Source organism: Rossellomorea vietnamensis (assembly GCF_008180415.1).
In the GTDB taxonomy this organism is placed as follows: domain Bacteria; phylum Bacillota; class Bacilli; order Bacillales; family Bacillaceae_B; genus Rossellomorea; species Rossellomorea vietnamensis_C.
Genome location: NZ_VTEI01000002.1, coordinates 574,587 through 592,695, shown reverse-complemented (window position 1 = coordinate 592,695; position 18,109 = coordinate 574,587). Strand labels below are relative to the sequence as shown.

Genomic DNA, 18,109 nt, shown 5'->3' with positions numbered 1-18,109 from the left:
TCAAGAGGCCTAAGAAAATGGAAAAACACAAAGGAAGGGCCTCAGGAAAATCCCATGAGACCCAGAAAGCGGAAAGGGCCTCAACAAACTTTGAGGACGCAAACAAGGGAAAGAGTGTGAAAGATTACCTCAATAGCCTTGCTGGAAGCCTAAAAGAAAATGCTGAGCAAAACATTGCCTGGAAATGTCAGCTTAAGCCTCAGGCAGCCTATCTCACTCAAGTTGAGATTATGTTCAGGCAGCCAGTACATCATGAAGCCCTTAAGTATGTGCTTACACCTAGAGTATATAAAAAATAGTAAAAACGCCTAGAGAGAACTCTCTAGACGTTTTACGTTTGTAATTCAAGGTCAACAGATCACGATTCCGTTTATCTTAACCAAATAGTTCACCAATTATCTTTGTCTGCGTCTGGATTCTTCTGGTCCTTCCAATCTGGTTGCTCCAGCTTTTTCTAAAGTCTGGTCTCGGTCAGATTCAACTCTCCCGCTTTGTCTCAACTTTTTCTCTTGACGATCTTTTCCCATATTAGCCACACCTCCTCTCTATACTTTTTCTCAGAAGATTTCAAGTATGCATGAATGGATTACATAAAGATTTTCCATAATGGAATAATAGGAGGTAGGTACATGAATGGATTAATTTTTTTGTGGCTGATGTGGGCAGGGTGGATTGTCAGTACATTTATAGTAAATAAAAATAACGCTTGGCGTTTCAGGTGTTCTGCCGCAATTCTGATTTTGATTATCAGCTTTCCATATGCAGTAGGCACGCCGGGGCAGCATGCAGGCTTAACGGCATTTGAAATATTCCTGTTTTCTATGTTATTGATCAGAAATTACAGCCTTACAGAAAAGCTTTTTTTATTCTTATGCAGCTTTATTATCGGTTTATCGTACTCAAGCTTCAAGCTCTTATCGGTTTATGATCCAATCATAATAGTTTTTGATGAGAAATTAATGGTTACAGCCATACTCCTGGTTATTTCTTATTTGTTATACAGTGACGTTAAACAGGTGAAGAAGAGACTGCTTGCATTGGTAATAGGATTGATTATAGGAGAGTTTCTGACAGGTACTGTATTTCTGCAGCATAAACTGCCATATGCCGCAGGTGGACATTTATTTCTTGATGTCATTTCAGTAATAGCGGTCAGCGTAGGCGTGCTGCACTTATTGCAGTTATTATCCAACACACAATCAAGCTTCATAAAAACTGAACTTAAAAAAGGAGAAGTCAAGAATTTATGAATGAATATGTTTATCCAGTGGTATTTGGTGTACTAATTGGAACATTGACCCGGGTTTACATGCTTAGAACAGACTACCGCCAGTACCCTACTTACTTGCATGGTAAAATCATACATATCGCGCTGGGGTTTATTGCAGCAGGACTGGGTACTATAGCCGTTCCTGCGTTATTGGAAGAAAATTTTACTGCTATCACTTTTTTAACGGTGGCAGCCTCCCAGTTCAGAGATGTGCGTAATATGGAAAGAAATACATTGACAGAGCTTGATGCCTTTGAATTGGTACCAAGAGGTGCAACATACATTGAGGGAATTGCTATCGCATTCGAAAGCCGTAATTACCTTGTGATATTTGCTTCGTTGTTGACAACTTTGGCCTACTTGGTCGTTAATTTCTGGGCTGCTGTAGTCGTAGGCATTATCAGCATAATAGCTGCCCACAGGCTGATGGCCGGCGGGAAGCTGAAGGACATTGTTAATATAGAATTTGTTCAGCCTCATTTTGATGGAGCAGGCCTTTACGTGGATAACATTTATATCATGAATATAGGTCTGCCGGCCAGACAGGAAGAAATAATTAGGTATGGAATGGGATTTTTACTGACCCCGAAATCTTTTGACTCCAGATCCACGATTGCCAATCTGGGACAGAGACAGGCGATTTTACATGATATGTCGACGACCTTAGGAATATATAAGGATTCAGGAACACCAGCACTGACGCCATTAGCCAAGAGGGACTTGGATGATGGGCGGGTCGGCGTATTCGTCCTTCCGCAGGAAAACGACGTTGAAAAGGCGATTGCGGTCCTGGGCCAGGTACCGACCCTTGAAAATGCAATCAGGATGCCGACTGAATCTAAAGCGAACAAAAAGGGGAGGAAGCTTAAATGAGTACTGTTGACAAATTCATACTCGCTGCAGTCACCACCTACCCCGAAAAGGTGCCAAGCGGGACAGCTGTATTTCATTGCCGGACACAAGAAGAGCTGCTGAAAGTTTCTGCCAACCTTGAAGCAATCCTGGATGGAATAGCCCATGAACTGGATGATGGCCTATTCATCATTGTAAGGCACTAGTCTTAGGCGAATTTGATAAAAGAGAAATTAAAACAGAGATATATGAAGATTAATTGCTAGAATTTGCTTTTACTGATAAAATAACGAAGTTAAGGGGGCTGGCCTGTAAGGAGATTAATACCTTAAAAGGTCAGTCTTTAATTTATCCTCCTAAAATAGAGGATTGCCTGCATCATTAGCCGAAGTCACTACTGACAAGCATTATGAATCGTTGAAGATATGATGATTAATTAAATCAGGCTCTTTTCCTGAATTGTATAAGAAATCACTGGAACCTAAATATAACCTTTTGAAAAAGCCTGCAATTAACATTAGGAATTATTGCTTCGGAAAAAACGAAACAGATGAATGAAAACGGCCTTTAATGTACCTAACAAACAGAAAGGGTGAACAATATGTCAAAACCTGTTGTTGCAATTGTTGGACGTCCCAATGTAGGGAAGTCGACCATTTTCAACCGTATCGTCGGAGAAAGGATCTCCATTGTTGAAGATGTTCCCGGCGTGACAAGAGACCGGATTTACAGTTCAGCTGACTGGCTGACTCATGACTTTAACCTTATTGACACTGGAGGTATTGAAATCGGCGATGAGCCGTTCCTTGATCAGATCCGTCAGCAGGCCGAAATCGCCATCGATGAAGCAGATGTCATTATTTTCCTTACCAATGGCCGCGAAGGAGTGACCGCTGCGGATGAAATCGTTGCGAAAATTCTTTATCGTTCCAAGAAGCCTGTCGTATTGGCAGTCAATAAAATCGATAATCCGGAGATGAGGGAAATGATTTATGATTTCTACTCATTAGGATTTGGAGAGCCCTTCCCGATTTCTGGATCGCACGGCATCGGCCTTGGGGACTTGCTTGATGAAGTCGCCAGGAATTTTAAGCAGGATTCAGGAGACAATTACGCAGAAGATGTGATCAAGTTCTCTTTGATCGGCCGTCCAAATGTAGGGAAATCCTCCCTTGTCAATGCCATGCTTGGCGAGGATCGCGTCATTGTCAGCGATGTCGCGGGCACAACACGGGATGCCATTGACTCAAGGTTGAAGGTAGACGGACAGGACTATGTGATCATCGACACAGCTGGAATGAGGAAAAAAGGTAAGGTATACGAATCCACTGAGAAATACAGTGTGCTGCGTGCCTTAAGAGCAATTGAACGCTCCGATGTGGTTCTCGTCGTCATCGATGGTGAAGAAGGAATCATCGAACAGGATAAGAAGATTGCAGGCTATGCGCATGAAGCTGGCCGAGCTGTCATTATTGTAGTCAACAAGTGGGATGCGGTAGAAAAAGATGAAAAGACAATGAAGGCTTTCGAGCAGAATATCAGAGAGCACTTCCTTTTCCTTGATTATGCACCTATCCTTTTCTTGTCTGCTAAAACCAAGAAAAGAATACACACGCTGGTTCCAGTCATCAACCAGGTTAGTGAGAATCATGCGTTGAGAGTACAATCAAGTGTATTGAACGAAGTAATTGCCGACGCGGTCGCTATGAACCCTACACCTACCGATAAAGGAAAAAGGCTGAAAGTTTTTTATGCCACTCAAGTAGCTGTAAAACCGCCTACCTTTGTTGTTTTTGTAAATGAGCCTGAATTAATGCACTTTTCTTATTCACGATTCCTTGAAAACAGGATACGGGAAGCATTTGTTTTTGAAGGAACACCGATCCGGATTATTGCACGTGCTCGAAAATAGGACAGGAGGGTGAAAAAGTGGAGAAACCTTTGAAAACTGTTACAGTACTCGGTGCGGGAAGCTGGGGGACTGCACTCGCAATGGTGCTGGCTGATAATCAGCACAGAGTCAACCTCTGGGGACATAATGCAGTGCTTATGGAAGAAGTTAACGCCAGACATACGAATGAGAAGTATTTAAAGGGTATCCAGCTGCCTGAAGGAATAAAGGGACATACTGACCTTGGCAAAGCCCTCGATGGGGCAGAGACGGTCATATTGGCTGTTCCGACTAAAGCTGTCAGAGAGGTTCTTCAGAAAGTGAAGAAAACCGTGTCCAGGCCTTTAACAGTGGTGCACGTTAGCAAAGGTATAGAACCTGATACCTTAATGCGCATTTCTGAGATGATTAAGGAGGAAATGGGTGATACCGGATTAAAGGATGTCGTCGTCCTTTCGGGTCCCAGCCATGCAGAAGAAGTCAGCCTGAGGCACCCGACAACGGTCACGGTATCTTCTGAGGACATGGAATCGGCCGAACATGTGCAGGACCTTTTCATGAATCAGCATTTCAGAGTATATACAAATCCGGATGTCATCGGTGTGGAAATAGGGGGAGCACTCAAAAATATCATCGCCCTTGCTGCAGGAATCACAGATGGTCTGGGTTATGGCGATAACGCCAAAGCCGCTCTGATTACAAGGGGGCTTGCTGAAATAGCCAGACTTGGTACCAAAATGGGAGCTAATCCACTTACTTTCTCAGGACTGACAGGAATAGGCGATCTGATTGTGACTTGTACAAGTGTCCACTCCCGAAACTGGAGAGCGGGTAATCAGCTTGGAAAAGGAAAGAACCTTCAAGATGTCCTGGATGAAATGGGAATGGTCGTCGAGGGTGTCAGAACCACTAAAGCAGCCCATCAGCTTGCGGACAAATTTGGTGTTCAGATGCCGATTACACAAGCCCTTTATGATGTCTTATTCAATGATATTCCTCCCAAACAAGCAGTTGATTCATTGATGGGACGAATGAAGACCCATGAAATGGAAGATCTGTTTAACATTCTTGGAGAAAAAATGACTGAATAATACCTAATTATAGGCATTCGACGATGCAAATACCTTTTGTTTGCATAGGATGAATGGAACATAAACAGCTTTAAACATGGATGGGGTAACTGTCACTTTGGACTGAAGCAGGGGATTTTTCCCGCTTCAGTCTTTTTCTGCTTGATTATCCTTAAATAGCATTCAGAGACCTAAATAAGGAGATTTGGCTATTAGGGGGTCCAAGATAAAAGGAAACAGGAAAAACCACTGTTTAAAGCCTCTGGATGGCTGTCTGTCTGTACCTGCCTAGATCAGTAGGGTTTTTATTTAGAGTATTTCAAATATCATTCTCTTGAGGTCGATTACTAACTCCTCGAAATTTATCCTGCATCCTTTTTCAAAGAAGGACTGGAGCGGAAATCCATCCTTCTCAACAGCCGCAATCTTTGCGAGAAGAGGGTCACTCTTTGAAAGGTTCTTTTCGTAAACTTTGTTGCTTTTGGATGCTGCTTTAATTACTTCTCTTTCACATGGGGAGTCGAGCGCCTGGAGCGGAAATCCAATTCTTTTAAAACAGCCGCAATCTTCGCGAAAAGAGCGTTTTTAAAAAATTATCCGAAAAAACGACATAACCGTGAATTATCTCCATTTTCTATTAACATTTTAATTGTGTGTGATATAATACTTTCGATATATAAGGAGGGATGTCCAATGTCTTCGATGATGAAAATGTGGGTTTCATTTGCTTCCATGGGCTTTATGATATTTGCAATCTTATCTATTTATGTAAGCAGATATAAATTGAAAAAAGGCTTTTTCCGCTTTGTTACTGCACTGATAGCATATGTTCTTATGATTACCGGCGGGTTGATGATGGCGTATATTGTGTTAAGCGGTCCTACGAACTAGAAAGGTTTAGTCTAAATTTTAATGTAACTGATACGAAGCAACCAAAGTATTGTTTCTATCACCAGAAGAAGTTATGCTTGAAGGATGTGTTACTTTGAAGAAAATTACCGCCGCACTTCTGATGGTGCTGACAGTGTCGCTTCTGACTGGCTGCCTGTATCCCCAGGATCAGCTTCAGCAGAATCAGCTGCCTTATGAAGATCAAATAGCAGCCGTACAGTCTGCTGTCGAAAAGTATCAATCAGAAAACAGCGGGATCCTGCCTATTAAAACAAAGGACCAGGACACACCCATTTATATTAAATATCCTATTGAATTTAACAAACTGAAAGGCCCGTACCTTTCCGAGATTCCCGGAAATGCCTATGAAAATGGAGGAGTCTTTCAATATGTCTTGATTGACGTGGAAGAAAAACCGACGGTAAAGATTTTTGATTTGAGGATTGCAGAAAAAATCCGCGAAGTCAATATCAGGATCCGTTCAGCCGGTTACCCTCCATTCAAAGAGAGTATTGCGGACAATGTGTATACACTTGATTATTCCCAGATTGGTTATGACGAAGAGCCATTTGTCGTAAGCCCTTACTCTAAGCAGAATCTTCCGCTTCTAATCAGCGGCAGCGGGGAAATTTTTGTGGATTATACAAATGATTTGAACATTAAGCTTCAGGAGCAAGAGTATAACCTCGAAAAAGGAGAGGATATCCGTTCAATACTGACGGAAGACTCCGCTTTTGTCCCGGCTTACTCGACCCCATATACCATAAATGATAAAAACGAACCGGTCTTTATGACGAAATAGGCATAACCCCTTACTTGCAAAATATATTTGTAAGGAAAGGGGTTTTTTCATTTTTGTTTTCCCATTTCTGATCTGCAATTTTCTTGTCTCCGCCATTTATTTTTCCATTTTAGTAATAAGGAGGCAAAAAAAACATATTAATAGTCATAAGTAATTGGGACAACATCATAAATATAAATTGTCCAAACAGCTAACCGGATGAAACATCCCTGGAAGATAAAGATTGGAGGGAATCTCTTGGAAAAAGTAGATCTGTTTAAAGACATTGCAGAAAGAACCGGCGGAGATATTTACCTAGGTGTTGTAGGAGCCGTTCGAACCGGGAAATCGACATTCATCAAGAAATTCATGGAACTAGTCGTCCTTCCTAATATTTCAAGTGAATCAGAACGGGCACGAGCACAAGACGAACTGCCTCAAAGTGCGGCTGGCAGAACAATCATGACAACGGAACCTAAATTTGTTCCAAATCAAGCGGTTTCTGTTCACGTTGATGAGGGCTTGGATGTTAATATCCGATTGGTTGATTGCGTGGGCTATACAGTCCCTGGAGCAAAAGGCTATGAAGACGAGAATGGGCCTAGAATGATTAATACACCTTGGTATGAGGAACCGATCCCATTTCATGAAGCAGCTGAAATTGGCACAAGGAAGGTCATTCAGGAGCACTCTACAATCGGTGTGGTTGTCACGACAGACGGCACCATTGGCGAGATTCCGAGAAGTGATTACCTGGTTGCTGAAGAAAGAGTGATTGAGGAACTGAAGGAAGTCGGAAAACCGTTCATCATGGTGATCAACTCCGTCAAGCCTCATGCCGCTGAAACAGAGGATCTCCGGATTCAACTTCAGGAAAAGTATGATATTCCTGTACTTGCTATGAGCGTTGAGAGTATGAGAGATTCAGATGTTCTGAATGTACTGCGCGAGGCATTGTATGAGTTCCCTGTGCTTGAAGTGAATGTCAATCTTCCAAGCTGGGTAATGGTGCTGAACGAGGATCATTGGCTTCGTGAAAATTATCAGGAAGCAGTAAAAGAAACGGTCAAAGATATTAAACGCTTAAGGGATGTCGACCGTGTTGTCCATTACTTCAGTGAATTTGAGTATATTGAAAGAGCCGGTCTGGCTGGAATCGAAATGGGTCAAGGTGTTGCGGAAATCGACTTATATGCGCCTGATGAACTATACGATGAAGTGCTTAAAGAAATAGTCGGCGTTGAAATTCGCGGAAAAGATCACCTGCTGGAACTGATGCAGGACTTTGCTCATGCGAAGCGTGAATATGACCAAGTGGCAGATGCGTTAAAAATGGTAAAACAAACGGGATACGGCATTGCAGCTCCTTCGCTGGCCGATATGAGCCTGGATGAGCCGGAAATCATCCGTCAAGGGTCCCGCTTTGGTGTCAGTTTAAAAGCAGTGGCTCCGTCCATACACATGATCAAGGTCGATGTGCAGTCCAAATTCGAACCTATCATCGGCACTGAAAAACAAAGCGAGGAGCTTGTAAGATACCTGATGCAGGACTTTGAAGATGACCCGCTTTCCATCTGGAATTCTGATATCTTTGGAAGAAGCTTAAGTTCAATCGTCAGGGAGGGAATCCAGGCTAAATTGTCCTTAATGCCTGAAAATGCACGCTATAAACTGAAGGATACGCTGGAAAGAATCATCAATGAAGGTTCTGGCGGCCTGATCGCAATCATCTTGTAGGAGGCTCTCTTTTAGAGAGTCTTTTTTTTAGCTCTTTTTGCAAACTTTGTTGTTATTCTATACTGATTTCAAAAAAAACCCTATTACGAAGATGAAATCTGGCAAAAATGAAAAGAGATGCGCTTACCAGTATTGAGTTAAAACTCTTAGTATCCGGGGAAATCCGAAAGCAACAATATATGCGAAAACAGCCTTTTGTAATGTTTCGAATGAGATCCGCCGATAATTAGTTCAGTCCTTCTTGCCACACAAAGGAAACTGCCTGGTCAGGCTTCTTTTCCGAAGGTTTTTTCGTAACTTTGTGGTATTTGATATTAACGCCATAATGAATCAGAAAAAAACTGTAAAAAAAGAGGGCAAAGACCTTCTCTCTTCCTGAAGAGCGAAAGACCTTTGTATCCGGGTGGCCGGCTTTTGAGGTCCTTCCGAAAACAGCCCTTTCCTAAAGAAGCGTGCTTGTAAAATCTGCATAAGTTTCACTTCCTATACAAATCTCATTGCGTAAATCACCGCAATTGAAATGAACTTTAGAAAATAGTACAGAACGGATAGGGCCAAGCAGACTTGTATGACCAAAAAGGTTCCCGGCTTTACTTTATTAAGAAATTGGCTGTCCTTGTAACCCCTTCTATGGCAGGTTTTATTCTATAAATTTATATTTAAAACGTTAAAATAACAGTAAAATCCGTTCTTTAAAAAGAAATCACGGTCTGAAAAAGAAAAGATTCCCATAATTTCTTGGATTATTCTTGCTAACCTTATTTTTATATGATAATCTTTTAACAGAATTGATGTCGAACATTGATTCTACAACGTTTTTTGAGGTTTTTGTTTACGTTCATGTATAGAAACCGAAAAATATGTTCACTAATGTAACAAGACAGTTATATGAATCATGACTGAGACATTTCCTTTGGGAGGAGGTGAATGGCATGAACAAGACAGAACTAATTAATGCTGTTGCAGAAGCTGCTGAGCTATCCAAGAAAGACGCTACAAAAGCAGTTGATGCCGTTTTTGAAAGTATTCAAAACGCACTGGCAAATGGTGATAAAGTACAATTAATCGGTTTTGGTAACTTCGAAGTACGCGAACGCGCTGCACGTAAAGGACGCAATCCGCAAACTGGAGAAGAGATCGAAATCTCAGCTAGCAAAGTACCTGCATTCAAACCAGGTAAAGCGCTTAAAGATGCAGTAAAATAATTACATACTTTATAGCGTAAAAAGAGCCGCGCACAATGCGGCTCTTTTTTTGAATTTATTTAAAGTAGGAAGACTGCATAAAGAAAATAGTATATGGCGGGATTATACTTTTTGGAGGTTATAGTGCCTTGTGCTACTATTACCTTTATAAAGCTGTTAAGGGTAGATCATAGGGAAGAAATAAAGATTTTGTTCCTTACCTATTACTCGCCGCAATGCCTAAAGAAGTCTGATAGGATGATGAATGAGGAGTGTTTCTAAGTTGAAACACCGATTCATTGGAATTGTTTGATACAATAATCATCAAGAATATAAGAAATCCTTATAAATCGGTTTCAAAAACATGAGACAGGAGTGAAGAAAATGGCTAATAACCAAACAGATTATATCGTCATAAAAGCAATCGAAGATGGTGTCAATGTGATAGGCTTGACCAGGGGAACGGATACTAAATTTCACCATTCTGAAAAGCTTGATAGAGGCGAAGTAATGATAGCTCAATTCACTGAGCATACTTCCGCAATCAAAGTTCGGGGCAAAGCAAAAATCATTACAAGTAACGGGGAAATCGAGAGTGAAATGAAAGAAAAGTAATCTTTTCCACCTGAAGGTATTCAGCGGCAGAACCAGATCCATCGTACTGCTGCTTTTTTTACTTTTAAGGGGCAGCGCTGGCTGAGAAGCTGTTCTTTATATCCAGAAGCTTTCTGACATGAGATGGCAGCATCACAGGCTCTCGTCATAGCTCTTTAAAAATGCTGGAAATTGGTCCTGCGTTCAATTTATCATCATGTGCAGAGCCTGCTGCCGCCATAACGAACCAGGAAGCACTTCGAAATCTTCAGTGGGCATCCTCTGCTGAGAGAGGCAGCGGCCGTGTAAGTTCATGGCCGGAGATATAGTATTCGCCCGGTATAGCTTATTATGTTATAATATTTGTTGCTGAAACGACTAAGTAGATACATATACGAAATGGGGATTTGGGTTATGAAACGTTTGGACTGTTTTCATCTTGAAGCATCAATAAAACACTATGTGGAAGAGAAATTATCTTACTCTTATTTGCAAAAGTATATTGATTCTCCTCAAATTGATGAAGACAGGATCAGCTTTTTGCTCGTTCCATTTTTACAAAATGGATATGAGCTCGAGGAAAAGGAGATCATCCGTGTCATCTCGACTGTGATGCTGATCCAAATAGGACTTGATACCCATGAAAAGGTTTCTAACTCACCAACCGGTTCCTTGAAGGAAAGGCAACTGACTGTTCTTGCTGGAGTTTATTTCAGCGGCCAGTATTATAAAATTCTATCCGACCTGGAAAATGTAAGCCTGATTAATCAACTGGCTAAAGCAATTAAAATGGTGAATGAAAGCAAAATTTCCCTATATAAACAAGAATACTCAACTATTCATGATATCATGGAAAGTATCAAGACAATTGAATCGGCTGTCATCACAAGCTTCCTTGGACACTATGGGTCATCCCAGTGCAATGAACTTGTGAGCGAGGTATTGTTTTTAAGAAGGCTGCTTTATGAAAAAAACAACTTGAAATCCGGAATGGTTACAGCAGTGCTCCCATCTGTGAAATCCGCATTACTTCAGGATACTCTCCCATCAGTAAAGGAAAGCGTCAATGAGCACCTGGAAGAAATCTTCACAGAATATATTGATGAATCGGGTGACAAGATTGCCGTCCTGCTGAGGAACCAACCATTGGAAGGATTGCGAGTGGAAAGCCGGATACACTCACTGCTTAAGCTGACCAGGCCGGACACGAAAATTTTTGCGGAAGAGGGTTAATGGATGAACCAGTCAAAAGAACAGAGAGTTCATACCGTTTTTGAAAAAATTTACGGAAATTACGACAAAATGAACTCCCTTATAAGTTTCCAACAACATAAAAGATGGCGGAAAGATACAATGAAACGGATGGCCGTAAAACAAGGGGCTTCTGCGCTTGATGTTTGCTGCGGAACTGCCGATTGGACACTCGCCCTTGCAGAAGCTGTCGGAGAAGCAGGAACGGTAAAAGGACTGGATTTCAGTAAGAATATGTTAAAAATCGGGGAAGATAAGGTTCGCAATTCAAACATGAACCAGATTGAATTGATTCATGGCAATGCGATGGAACTTCCCTTTGAAGACAACTCTTTTGACTATGTCACAATTGGCTTTGGACTCAGGAATGTCCCTGACTACCTGCACGTGCTTAAAGAAATGAACCGGGTGCTTAAACCAGGCGGAATGGCTGTTTGTCTGGAAACCTCCCAGCCAACGATGTTTGGATACCGTCAGGCTTATTATTTTTATTTTCAGTTCCTGATGCCCTTGTTCGGCAAAGTGTTCGCTAAAAGCTATAGTGAATATTCCTGGCTTCAAGAATCAGCTAAAGACTTTCCTGGAATGGAGGAGCTTTCTGGCATGTTCCGTGAAGCTGGCTTTGATAATGTGGCCTGCAAGCCTTATACTGGCGGTGTCGCAGCAATGCATATGGGCTTCAAAAAGAAATAATCAATAGAAAAATTTAAATCTGGGTGGAAATGAAATGAAGTTTAAAATGATATATTCGTTTCTGAAAGCGGATATCGACCTCATTGAAAAAGAATTAAAGCAGGCAATCGATTCCCGCTCGCCTCTTTTAAACGAAGCATCACTTCACTTGGTGGAGGCGGGCGGCAAGCGCATCCGCCCTGTTTTTGTTTTGTTGTCTGCCAAGTTCGGCAGATATGACATTCACAGCATCAAAAATGTAGCGGTTGCCTTGGAACTCATTCACAGTGCATCTCTTGTCCATGATGATGTAATTGATGATGCGGATTTGAGAAGAGGAAGACCGACGATTAAGTCTCAGTGGGACAACCGGACGGCGATGTATACAGGGGATTATATATTCGCCCGCTCATTGGAATATATGACGAAAATCCAAAATGAAGATGCTCATAAAATCCTTTCTAATGCAATTGTCGAATTAACAGTCGGGGAAATTGAGCAGATCAAGGATAAGTACCGTTTTGATCAGGATCTGAAGGATTACCTCAGAAGAATAAAAAGGAAAACAGCTTTGTTGATAGCGGTCAGCTGCCAGCTTGGAGCCATTTCAGCGGGTGCGCCTCCTCACATACATAAAAAGTTATACCGATTTGGATATAATGTGGGGATGTCCTTTCAAATCACGGATGATATTCTTGATTTCACAGCCCGTGAGGAAGAGCTGGGTAAGCCTGCCGGAAGTGATCTTCTCCAGGGTAATATTACACTTCCGGTTTTATTTGCGATGCAGGATGCAGGGTTGAAAGAGAAAATTATCAGAGTCGATGAAACGGCAGATCAGGAGTATTTAACCTCTGTTATTGAGGATATCAAGAGGTGCGGAGCGATAGAGCAATCTCATGAACTCAGTTCACGCTATTTGAAGAAGGCTTTGAAAGAGCTTGAAGGCCTTCCGAAGAACGGGGCAAACAAAACGCTGAGAGATATCGCCAATTTCATCGGCAGGCGGAAATTTTAGAAAATTTCAAATGGAAACGTTGCCAAAATGTTAAATCAATGATACCATTTTTTGTGGGAAATGAAATAGAGACCCATACATACATACTTAGGAGTGGAGAAAAATGGAAAAAACATTTTTAATGGTAAAGCCAGACGGCGTACAACGCGGTTTAATTGCTGAATTTGTTTCTCGTTTTGAAAAAAAAGGCTTCCAACTTGCTGGTGCCAAGTTGATGAGCATTTCTAAAGAATTGGCTGAAGAACATTACGGTGAACATAAAGAGCGTCCTTTCTTCGGAGAGCTTGTGGACTTTATCACTTCCGGCCCTGTATTCGCAATGGTATGGCAAGGAGAGAACGTCATCACTACAGCTCGTACAATGATGGGTGCTACTAACCCGAAAGATGCTGCTCCGGGAACGATCCGTGGTGATTTCGGAATCACTGTAGGGAAAAACGTCATTCACGGCTCTGACTCTGTTGAAAGTGCAGAAAGAGAAATCGGTTTGTTCTTCAAAGAAGAAGAGTTGGTTGAGTACTCTAAATTAATGAATGAGTGGATCTACTAATATCCATTTGATAGACGCTTTCCTTCCATAACATACTATATGGATATGAGAGCTTAAACAAAAAGCCTGTTTTGGGAGATATCCTCCTGGATCAGGCTTTTTGCATATCTGTAAAGAGTTTCAGAAGGCTCGGAGTAAAAATTTGTGGTTTAAACAGTGCCTTTCTTAACAGGAGGAAACTGCAGGCAGGCGGAAATCCATGCGAATAGAAAAGCCGCGATTTTTGAAAGTAGATACAATATACGACCTATTATTTTTATGCAAATTTAACTTTTTCCTGAAAATTTCCGCTATACTAGAAAGGAACTTATTAACTATTGTTGGAGTGTATGCATGATGTATGATTATGGCCAATTCACCAAAGATATACATAAGAAAACAGGCATTGACCTTTCCCTATATAAAGAAGCCCAAATGAAGAGGAGGCTCACTTCTCTCTATGAAAAAAAGGGTTTTTCTGATTTTAAGGATTTTTATAAAGGAATAGATTCGGATACACCGCTGCTGAATGAATTTCTCGACAGGATGACCATAAATGTTACTGAATTTTACCGAAATGAAAAAAGATGGTCGGTTTTGCAGGAGAAGATCTTTCCAAGGCTTCTGTCACAGAATAATAGATTGAAGATATGGAGTGCTGCCTGTTCAACAGGTGAAGAACCATATACGATAGCTATGGTGCTTTCCAACTACCTGCCTCTTTCAGAGATATCGATAAAGGCTACAGATTTAGATGACAATGCAATTGCAAAAGCTAAACTTGGCGTTTATCCAGAACGCTCATTGAATGAAGTACCAGCTCTTATCAAGCAGAAATACTTCTCAAAAAGTGGCGACTTTTATAATGTATCTCCTCAGATTAAAACAAGGGTCGGATTCAAGAAGCATAACCTTCTCTCTGATTCCTATGATAACAATCATGATTTAATCGTTTGCCGGAATGTCATGATTTATTTTACTGAAGAAGCAAAGGAAGAAATATATCATAATTTCAGTTCAGCCCTGCGACCTGGCGGCGTGCTGTTTGTAGGCAGTACCGAGCAGATATTCAACCCTGCCAAATATGGATTGGAAACAGAAGATACATTTTTTTATAGAAAAAAGTAAAGGGAGCGCCGGGCTTGAACGGCGTTTTTTAAATGGTCTAAAAATCCCCTGCCTATGCCGGGGAGAGCTAATAGCGAGGTATAAAAAATTCTCCCTTCCTGAAGCAATAAAGCAGTTTTCTATTGCTTCATTTCAATTGACAGGATGTATGCCTTGTAATGAACCTGAATATTCCTAACTAAAATAAGCGGAGTTTTTCCGCTTAAGCACAGCAAAATGAGCCATTTTCAATCTTTTTAAGAGAATAAGGGGAATTTCTCAGCTAAATTCAGCTGAGTTTTTGCTTTTTCTTAAATAAGCGGAAGTTCTCCCCTTATTTCTCGAAAATTTTATAGGGGATAAATTGATGCAAATTATTAAGTGGACCTTTTAGATCAAGCTCGTTCGGTATGACAGGCTTCCAGCCGCGGTTCAAACCACCAGTCACAATGGTGGTTTTGATTATTCCTATAAGCCGCCTTTTAATAGACTATCCTTCAATTGACTCAATAGAGCCAGTTGCCAAACGGACTTTTAAAGCAGGTTTTACACTTAATGGTTTGTGCCTTTAAATGCTACCCCTTTTACGTAAAGGGATATTCGCTGGAGGCGTTGAAACTAGCTGGGAAGCCTATTTCTTTTCACACGGCGCGTTCTTTGGGAAAGGCTGTTTTCGAATATATTGTCGCTCTCGGATGTCTCTGGATAAGGTTTTTCTCTCCAGACGGAGGGAGGAGCTTTTTTCTTTCTTGCTTACCAGGATATTCCCTATTGAATGGGGTTTTTTTCACATAATTCATATTAAATAGCAGCAAAGTTTACAAAAAGAGCCTTGGGAAAACAGCATTCTATAAAGATTATCTTCTATGTATTCAGCAGGAGAATGTGGTATATTGATACAAAATTATTTAAGCTGGGAAGGGGAAAGACTGGATGAGATACTTAACAGCCGGAGAATCACATGGACCGCAATTAACCGCGATCCTTGAAGGAGTACCTGCAGGGATGCCCCTTAGTGCTCAAGACATCAATAATGAGCTTGCAAGACGCCAGAAGGGTTACGGGCGCGGACGCAGAATGCAGATAGAAAAGGACCAGGTCAATATTGCCGGAGGTGTGAGGCATGGGATGACGCTGGGCTCACCACTGGCACTATTAGTAGAGAACAAAGACTGGACTCATTGGACGAAAATCATGGGGATCGAACCGATTTCTCCTGATGAGCAAGAGGATGTTAAAAGAAAGATTACAAGGCCGCGTCCCGGCCATGCCGATTTAAATGGAGGAATCAAGTACGGACATCGTGATCTCAGGAATGTACTTGAGAGATCCTCTGCAAGGGAAACGACAGTAAGGGTGGCGGCTGGAGCTGTTGCCAAAAAACTGCTGGATGAGCTTGGGATCAAGGTGGCAGGACATGTAAGGGAGATTGGGGGAATCATTGCCCAAGATGTGTCCTATTCGTCTATCGAAGAATTAATACAGAAAACGGAGAGTTCCCCAGTACGTTGTTTGGACGATGAAGCAGCGGAAAAAATGATGGCCGCAATTGATTCTGCGAAGAACGCTGGTGACTCTATCGGCGGAGTCGTTGAAGTCATTGTGGAAGGAATGCCTGCTGGAATAGGAAGCTATGTCCACTATGACCGCAAGCTTGATGCTAAAATCGCAATGGCGGTCATGAGCATAAATGCCTTTAAAGGAGTAGAGTTCGGTCTGGGGTTTGAAATGGCGAGAAAACCCGGGAGTGAAGTACACGATGAGATTGCCTGGAATGCAGAACTGGGATACTATCGCAAAACCAACCGGCTTGGAGGTTTCGAAGGAGGGATGACGACTGGTATGCCGATTGTGGTTAAAGGCGTGATGAAACCGATCCCCACCCTTTATAAACCATTGAAAAGTGTCGATATTGAAAGCAAAGAAGAGTTTACAGCAAGCATTGAACGTTCTGACAGCTGTGCAGTGCCTGCAGCCAGCGTCGTTGCCGAATCGGTTGTGGCATGGGAGCTGGCAAATGCCATCACTGAACAATTCAGTAGTGATCAATTTCAGCGGCTGAAGCATGACCTATCTGAATACCGCAAGCAGTCCAAGGATTATTAAACTATGGATCTTTTGCAAATTGAAACCGAAACAAAACAATACCCTGTATACATAGGCAGCGGAATAATAGGTAACCTTAAAGATTTCTTGGCCAGTCAAGCGAAGCCTATATCGCAAATCATGGTTATTGCTGATAGGACTGTTTATGAATTACATGGAGATACTCTGGAAGATTCTCTGCCTTTATCCATTGATTATTCTGTATTTACTGTACCTCCAGGGGAGGAAGCCAAGACATTGAAGGTCTATGATGACTGCATGACATTTGCCATTGATAAGGGGCTGGACCGCCAGTCATGCATCCTTGCGTTTGGAGGCGGAGCCTGCGGGGATTTGGCTGGCTTTGTCGCAGCCACCTATATGAGGGGAGTGAGATTTGTCGGCCTTCCAACAACAATCCTTGCCCATGATAGTTCAGTAGGAGGCAAAGTGGCAGTCAATCACAGGCTGGGGAAGAATATGATTGGACAATTTTATCATCCTGAAGCGGTGTTTTACGAAACGGAATTCCTGAGAAGTCTCCCTTTAAAGGAGATTAGATCTGGTATGGCTGAGGTCATCAAGCATTCCTTGATATCGGATGAGACCTTTTATAAGATGCTGAAAGCAAATCTTCAAACCTTTACTTCTATTGATCAAACATTTTTAATAAACTCCTTGAAACAAGGAATTGCCGTCAAGGCTGAAATAGTAGGACAGGATGAAAGAGAAAAAGGAATCAGAGCTTATTTGAATTTTGGACATACTTACGGGCACTCCTTGGAAAACCTTGAGGGCTACAAAGGTATTTCCCATGGTGAAGCGGTTATGACTGGAATGATTTTTGCCCTTTTTCTCAGTGTGAAACACGCAGGATTTCGGTTTGACCTTTCAGAATTCACCAATTGGGTCAAGCGACTGGGATATACAGCTGAAGCTGCAGCTAAGCACTCATTTGATGAAATCTATGAAGTCATGACAAGAGACAAAAAAGCTGAGAATAAGATTCCTCAATTCGTCCTCCTGAGTGAGATCGGCAATCCTCTTTTGAAAAGGATAAACAAGGAAGACCTGAAAGAAGCACATGATTATGTGCTGGCTGTAGGGTGACTATTTAAAGGGGGTTTATAATACATTCAGCAGGTTCTTGAGGTAGAATTCGTTATGTCGTCGTGTT

Annotated in this window: 19 protein-coding genes; 18 read left to right on the top strand and 1 reads right to left on the bottom strand. The window is 41.7% G+C overall.

All coding sequences use genetic code 11. The features are described 5' to 3' along the window. Window positions 1–17 precede the first annotated feature (17 nt). Complete coding sequence (locus tag FZC78_RS05500) at window positions 18–299, top strand: hypothetical protein (protein WP_148938628.1); 282 nt, start codon at window positions 18–20, stop codon at window positions 297–299. Between the two features lie 96 nt (window positions 300–395). On the opposite strand, the gene FZC78_RS05495 is transcribed toward FZC78_RS05500, so the two are convergent. Beyond that, window positions 396–527, bottom strand: coding sequence for a YpzI family protein (locus FZC78_RS05495; RefSeq protein WP_148938627.1), 132 nt, complete (start codon window positions 525–527; stop codon window positions 396–398). Between the two features lie 102 nt (window positions 528–629). Between FZC78_RS05495 and FZC78_RS05490 the strand changes: the two genes are divergently transcribed. From FZC78_RS05490 to aroB, 17 genes are all read left to right on the top strand, one after another. Beyond that, complete coding sequence (locus FZC78_RS05490) at window positions 630–1,250, top strand: YphA family membrane protein (RefSeq protein ID WP_148938626.1); 621 nt, start codon at window positions 630–632, stop codon at window positions 1,248–1,250. Continuing rightward, window positions 1,247–2,143 (top strand): YIEGIA family protein, encoded by an 897-nt coding sequence (locus FZC78_RS05485; protein ID WP_148938625.1) that lies wholly within the window; start codon window positions 1,247–1,249, stop codon window positions 2,141–2,143. Before FZC78_RS05490 ends, FZC78_RS05485 begins: the two co-directional genes overlap by 4 nt. Beyond that, entirely contained in the window at window positions 2,140–2,328 is a 189-nt protein-coding gene (locus FZC78_RS05480) for a capping complex subunit for YIEGIA (protein WP_148938624.1), read from the top strand. Before FZC78_RS05485 ends, FZC78_RS05480 begins: the two co-directional genes overlap by 4 nt. 395 nt (window positions 2,329–2,723) lie before the next feature. Next, window positions 2,724–4,034 (top strand): ribosome biogenesis GTPase Der, encoded by a 1,311-nt coding sequence (gene der / locus FZC78_RS05475; RefSeq protein ID WP_148938623.1) that lies wholly within the window; start codon window positions 2,724–2,726, stop codon window positions 4,032–4,034. A gap of 17 nt (window positions 4,035–4,051) precedes the next feature. Then, entirely contained in the window at window positions 4,052–5,104 is a 1,053-nt protein-coding gene (locus FZC78_RS05470) for an NAD(P)H-dependent glycerol-3-phosphate dehydrogenase (RefSeq protein WP_148938622.1), read from the top strand. A 681-nt stretch (window positions 5,105–5,785) separates the two neighbouring features. Next, the gene (locus FZC78_RS05465) at window positions 5,786–5,974 is read left to right on the top strand and encodes a DUF2768 domain-containing protein (protein WP_397541115.1); all 189 of its coding nucleotides are present in this window, start codon (window positions 5,786–5,788) and stop codon (window positions 5,972–5,974) included. Between the two features lie 94 nt (window positions 5,975–6,068). Next, window positions 6,069–6,776, top strand: coding sequence for an LptM family lipoprotein (locus tag FZC78_RS05460; RefSeq protein ID WP_148938620.1), 708 nt, complete (start codon window positions 6,069–6,071; stop codon window positions 6,774–6,776). Between the two features lie 237 nt (window positions 6,777–7,013). Continuing rightward, window positions 7,014–8,492 (top strand): stage IV sporulation protein A, encoded by a 1,479-nt coding sequence (gene spoIVA / locus FZC78_RS05455; protein WP_148938619.1) that lies wholly within the window; start codon window positions 7,014–7,016, stop codon window positions 8,490–8,492. Between the two features lie 932 nt (window positions 8,493–9,424). Further along, window positions 9,425–9,697, top strand: a complete 273-nt coding sequence (locus tag FZC78_RS05450) for an HU family DNA-binding protein (RefSeq protein ID WP_113928653.1) — start codon at window positions 9,425–9,427, stop codon at window positions 9,695–9,697. A 363-nt stretch (window positions 9,698–10,060) separates the two neighbouring features. Then, window positions 10,061–10,291, top strand: coding sequence for a trp RNA-binding attenuation protein MtrB (gene mtrB, locus FZC78_RS05445; RefSeq protein WP_148938618.1), 231 nt, complete (start codon window positions 10,061–10,063; stop codon window positions 10,289–10,291). A 393-nt stretch (window positions 10,292–10,684) separates the two neighbouring features. Further along, complete coding sequence (locus tag FZC78_RS05440; protein ID WP_187444811.1) at window positions 10,685–11,503, top strand: heptaprenyl diphosphate synthase component 1; 819 nt, start codon at window positions 10,685–10,687, stop codon at window positions 11,501–11,503. A gap of 3 nt (window positions 11,504–11,506) precedes the next feature. Further along, complete coding sequence (locus FZC78_RS05435) at window positions 11,507–12,214, top strand: demethylmenaquinone methyltransferase (RefSeq protein WP_148938616.1); 708 nt, start codon at window positions 11,507–11,509, stop codon at window positions 12,212–12,214. A 34-nt stretch (window positions 12,215–12,248) separates the two neighbouring features. Next, window positions 12,249–13,211, top strand: coding sequence for a heptaprenyl diphosphate synthase component II (gene hepT, locus FZC78_RS05430; RefSeq protein ID WP_148938615.1), 963 nt, complete (start codon window positions 12,249–12,251; stop codon window positions 13,209–13,211). 103 nt (window positions 13,212–13,314) lie between these two features. Further along, window positions 13,315–13,761: a nucleoside-diphosphate kinase gene (ndk, locus tag FZC78_RS05425; RefSeq protein WP_148938614.1), complete on the top strand. Its 447-nt coding sequence runs from the start codon at window positions 13,315–13,317 to the stop codon at window positions 13,759–13,761. Between the two features lie 336 nt (window positions 13,762–14,097). Beyond that, a complete protein-coding gene (locus tag FZC78_RS05420) occupies window positions 14,098–14,868 on the top strand; it encodes a CheR family methyltransferase (RefSeq protein WP_148938821.1) in 771 nt (256 codons plus the stop codon). A gap of 912 nt (window positions 14,869–15,780) precedes the next feature. Further along, window positions 15,781–16,953 (top strand): chorismate synthase, encoded by a 1,173-nt coding sequence (gene aroC, locus FZC78_RS05415; RefSeq protein WP_148938613.1) that lies wholly within the window; start codon window positions 15,781–15,783, stop codon window positions 16,951–16,953. A 3-nt stretch (window positions 16,954–16,956) separates the two neighbouring features. Beyond that, a complete protein-coding gene (gene aroB, locus FZC78_RS05410) occupies window positions 16,957–18,042 on the top strand; it encodes a 3-dehydroquinate synthase (RefSeq protein WP_148938612.1) in 1,086 nt (361 codons plus the stop codon). Window positions 18,043–18,109: the final 67 nt, after the last annotated feature.

Bases quoted from the DNA above. Each gene is read 5' to 3' on its own strand.
- FZC78_RS05500 (WP_148938628.1), top strand. From the start codon at position 18: ATGGAAAAACACAAAGGAAGGGCCTCAGGAAAATCCCATGAGACCCAG.
- FZC78_RS05495 (WP_148938627.1), bottom strand. From the start codon at position 527: ATGGGAAAAGATCGTCAAGAGAAAAAGTTGAGACAAAGCGGGAGAGTT.
- FZC78_RS05490 (WP_148938626.1), top strand. From the start codon at position 630: ATGAATGGATTAATTTTTTTGTGGCTGATGTGGGCAGGGTGGATTGTC.
- FZC78_RS05485 (WP_148938625.1), top strand. From the start codon at position 1,247: ATGAATGAATATGTTTATCCAGTGGTATTTGGTGTACTAATTGGAACA.
- FZC78_RS05480 (WP_148938624.1), top strand. From the start codon at position 2,140: ATGAGTACTGTTGACAAATTCATACTCGCTGCAGTCACCACCTACCCC.
- der (WP_148938623.1), top strand. From the start codon at position 2,724: ATGTCAAAACCTGTTGTTGCAATTGTTGGACGTCCCAATGTAGGGAAG.
- FZC78_RS05465 (WP_397541115.1), top strand. From the start codon at position 5,786: ATGATGAAAATGTGGGTTTCATTTGCTTCCATGGGCTTTATGATATTT.
- FZC78_RS05450 (WP_113928653.1), top strand. From the start codon at position 9,425: ATGAACAAGACAGAACTAATTAATGCTGTTGCAGAAGCTGCTGAGCTA.
- mtrB (WP_148938618.1), top strand. From the start codon at position 10,061: ATGGCTAATAACCAAACAGATTATATCGTCATAAAAGCAATCGAAGAT.
- FZC78_RS05440 (WP_187444811.1), top strand. From the start codon at position 10,685: ATGAAACGTTTGGACTGTTTTCATCTTGAAGCATCAATAAAACACTAT.
- FZC78_RS05435 (WP_148938616.1), top strand. From the start codon at position 11,507: ATGAACCAGTCAAAAGAACAGAGAGTTCATACCGTTTTTGAAAAAATT.
- hepT (WP_148938615.1), top strand. From the start codon at position 12,249: ATGAAGTTTAAAATGATATATTCGTTTCTGAAAGCGGATATCGACCTC.
- ndk (WP_148938614.1), top strand. From the start codon at position 13,315: ATGGAAAAAACATTTTTAATGGTAAAGCCAGACGGCGTACAACGCGGT.
- FZC78_RS05420 (WP_148938821.1), top strand. From the start codon at position 14,098: ATGTATGATTATGGCCAATTCACCAAAGATATACATAAGAAAACAGGC.
- aroC (WP_148938613.1), top strand. From the start codon at position 15,781: ATGAGATACTTAACAGCCGGAGAATCACATGGACCGCAATTAACCGCG.
- aroB (WP_148938612.1), top strand. From the start codon at position 16,957: ATGGATCTTTTGCAAATTGAAACCGAAACAAAACAATACCCTGTATAC.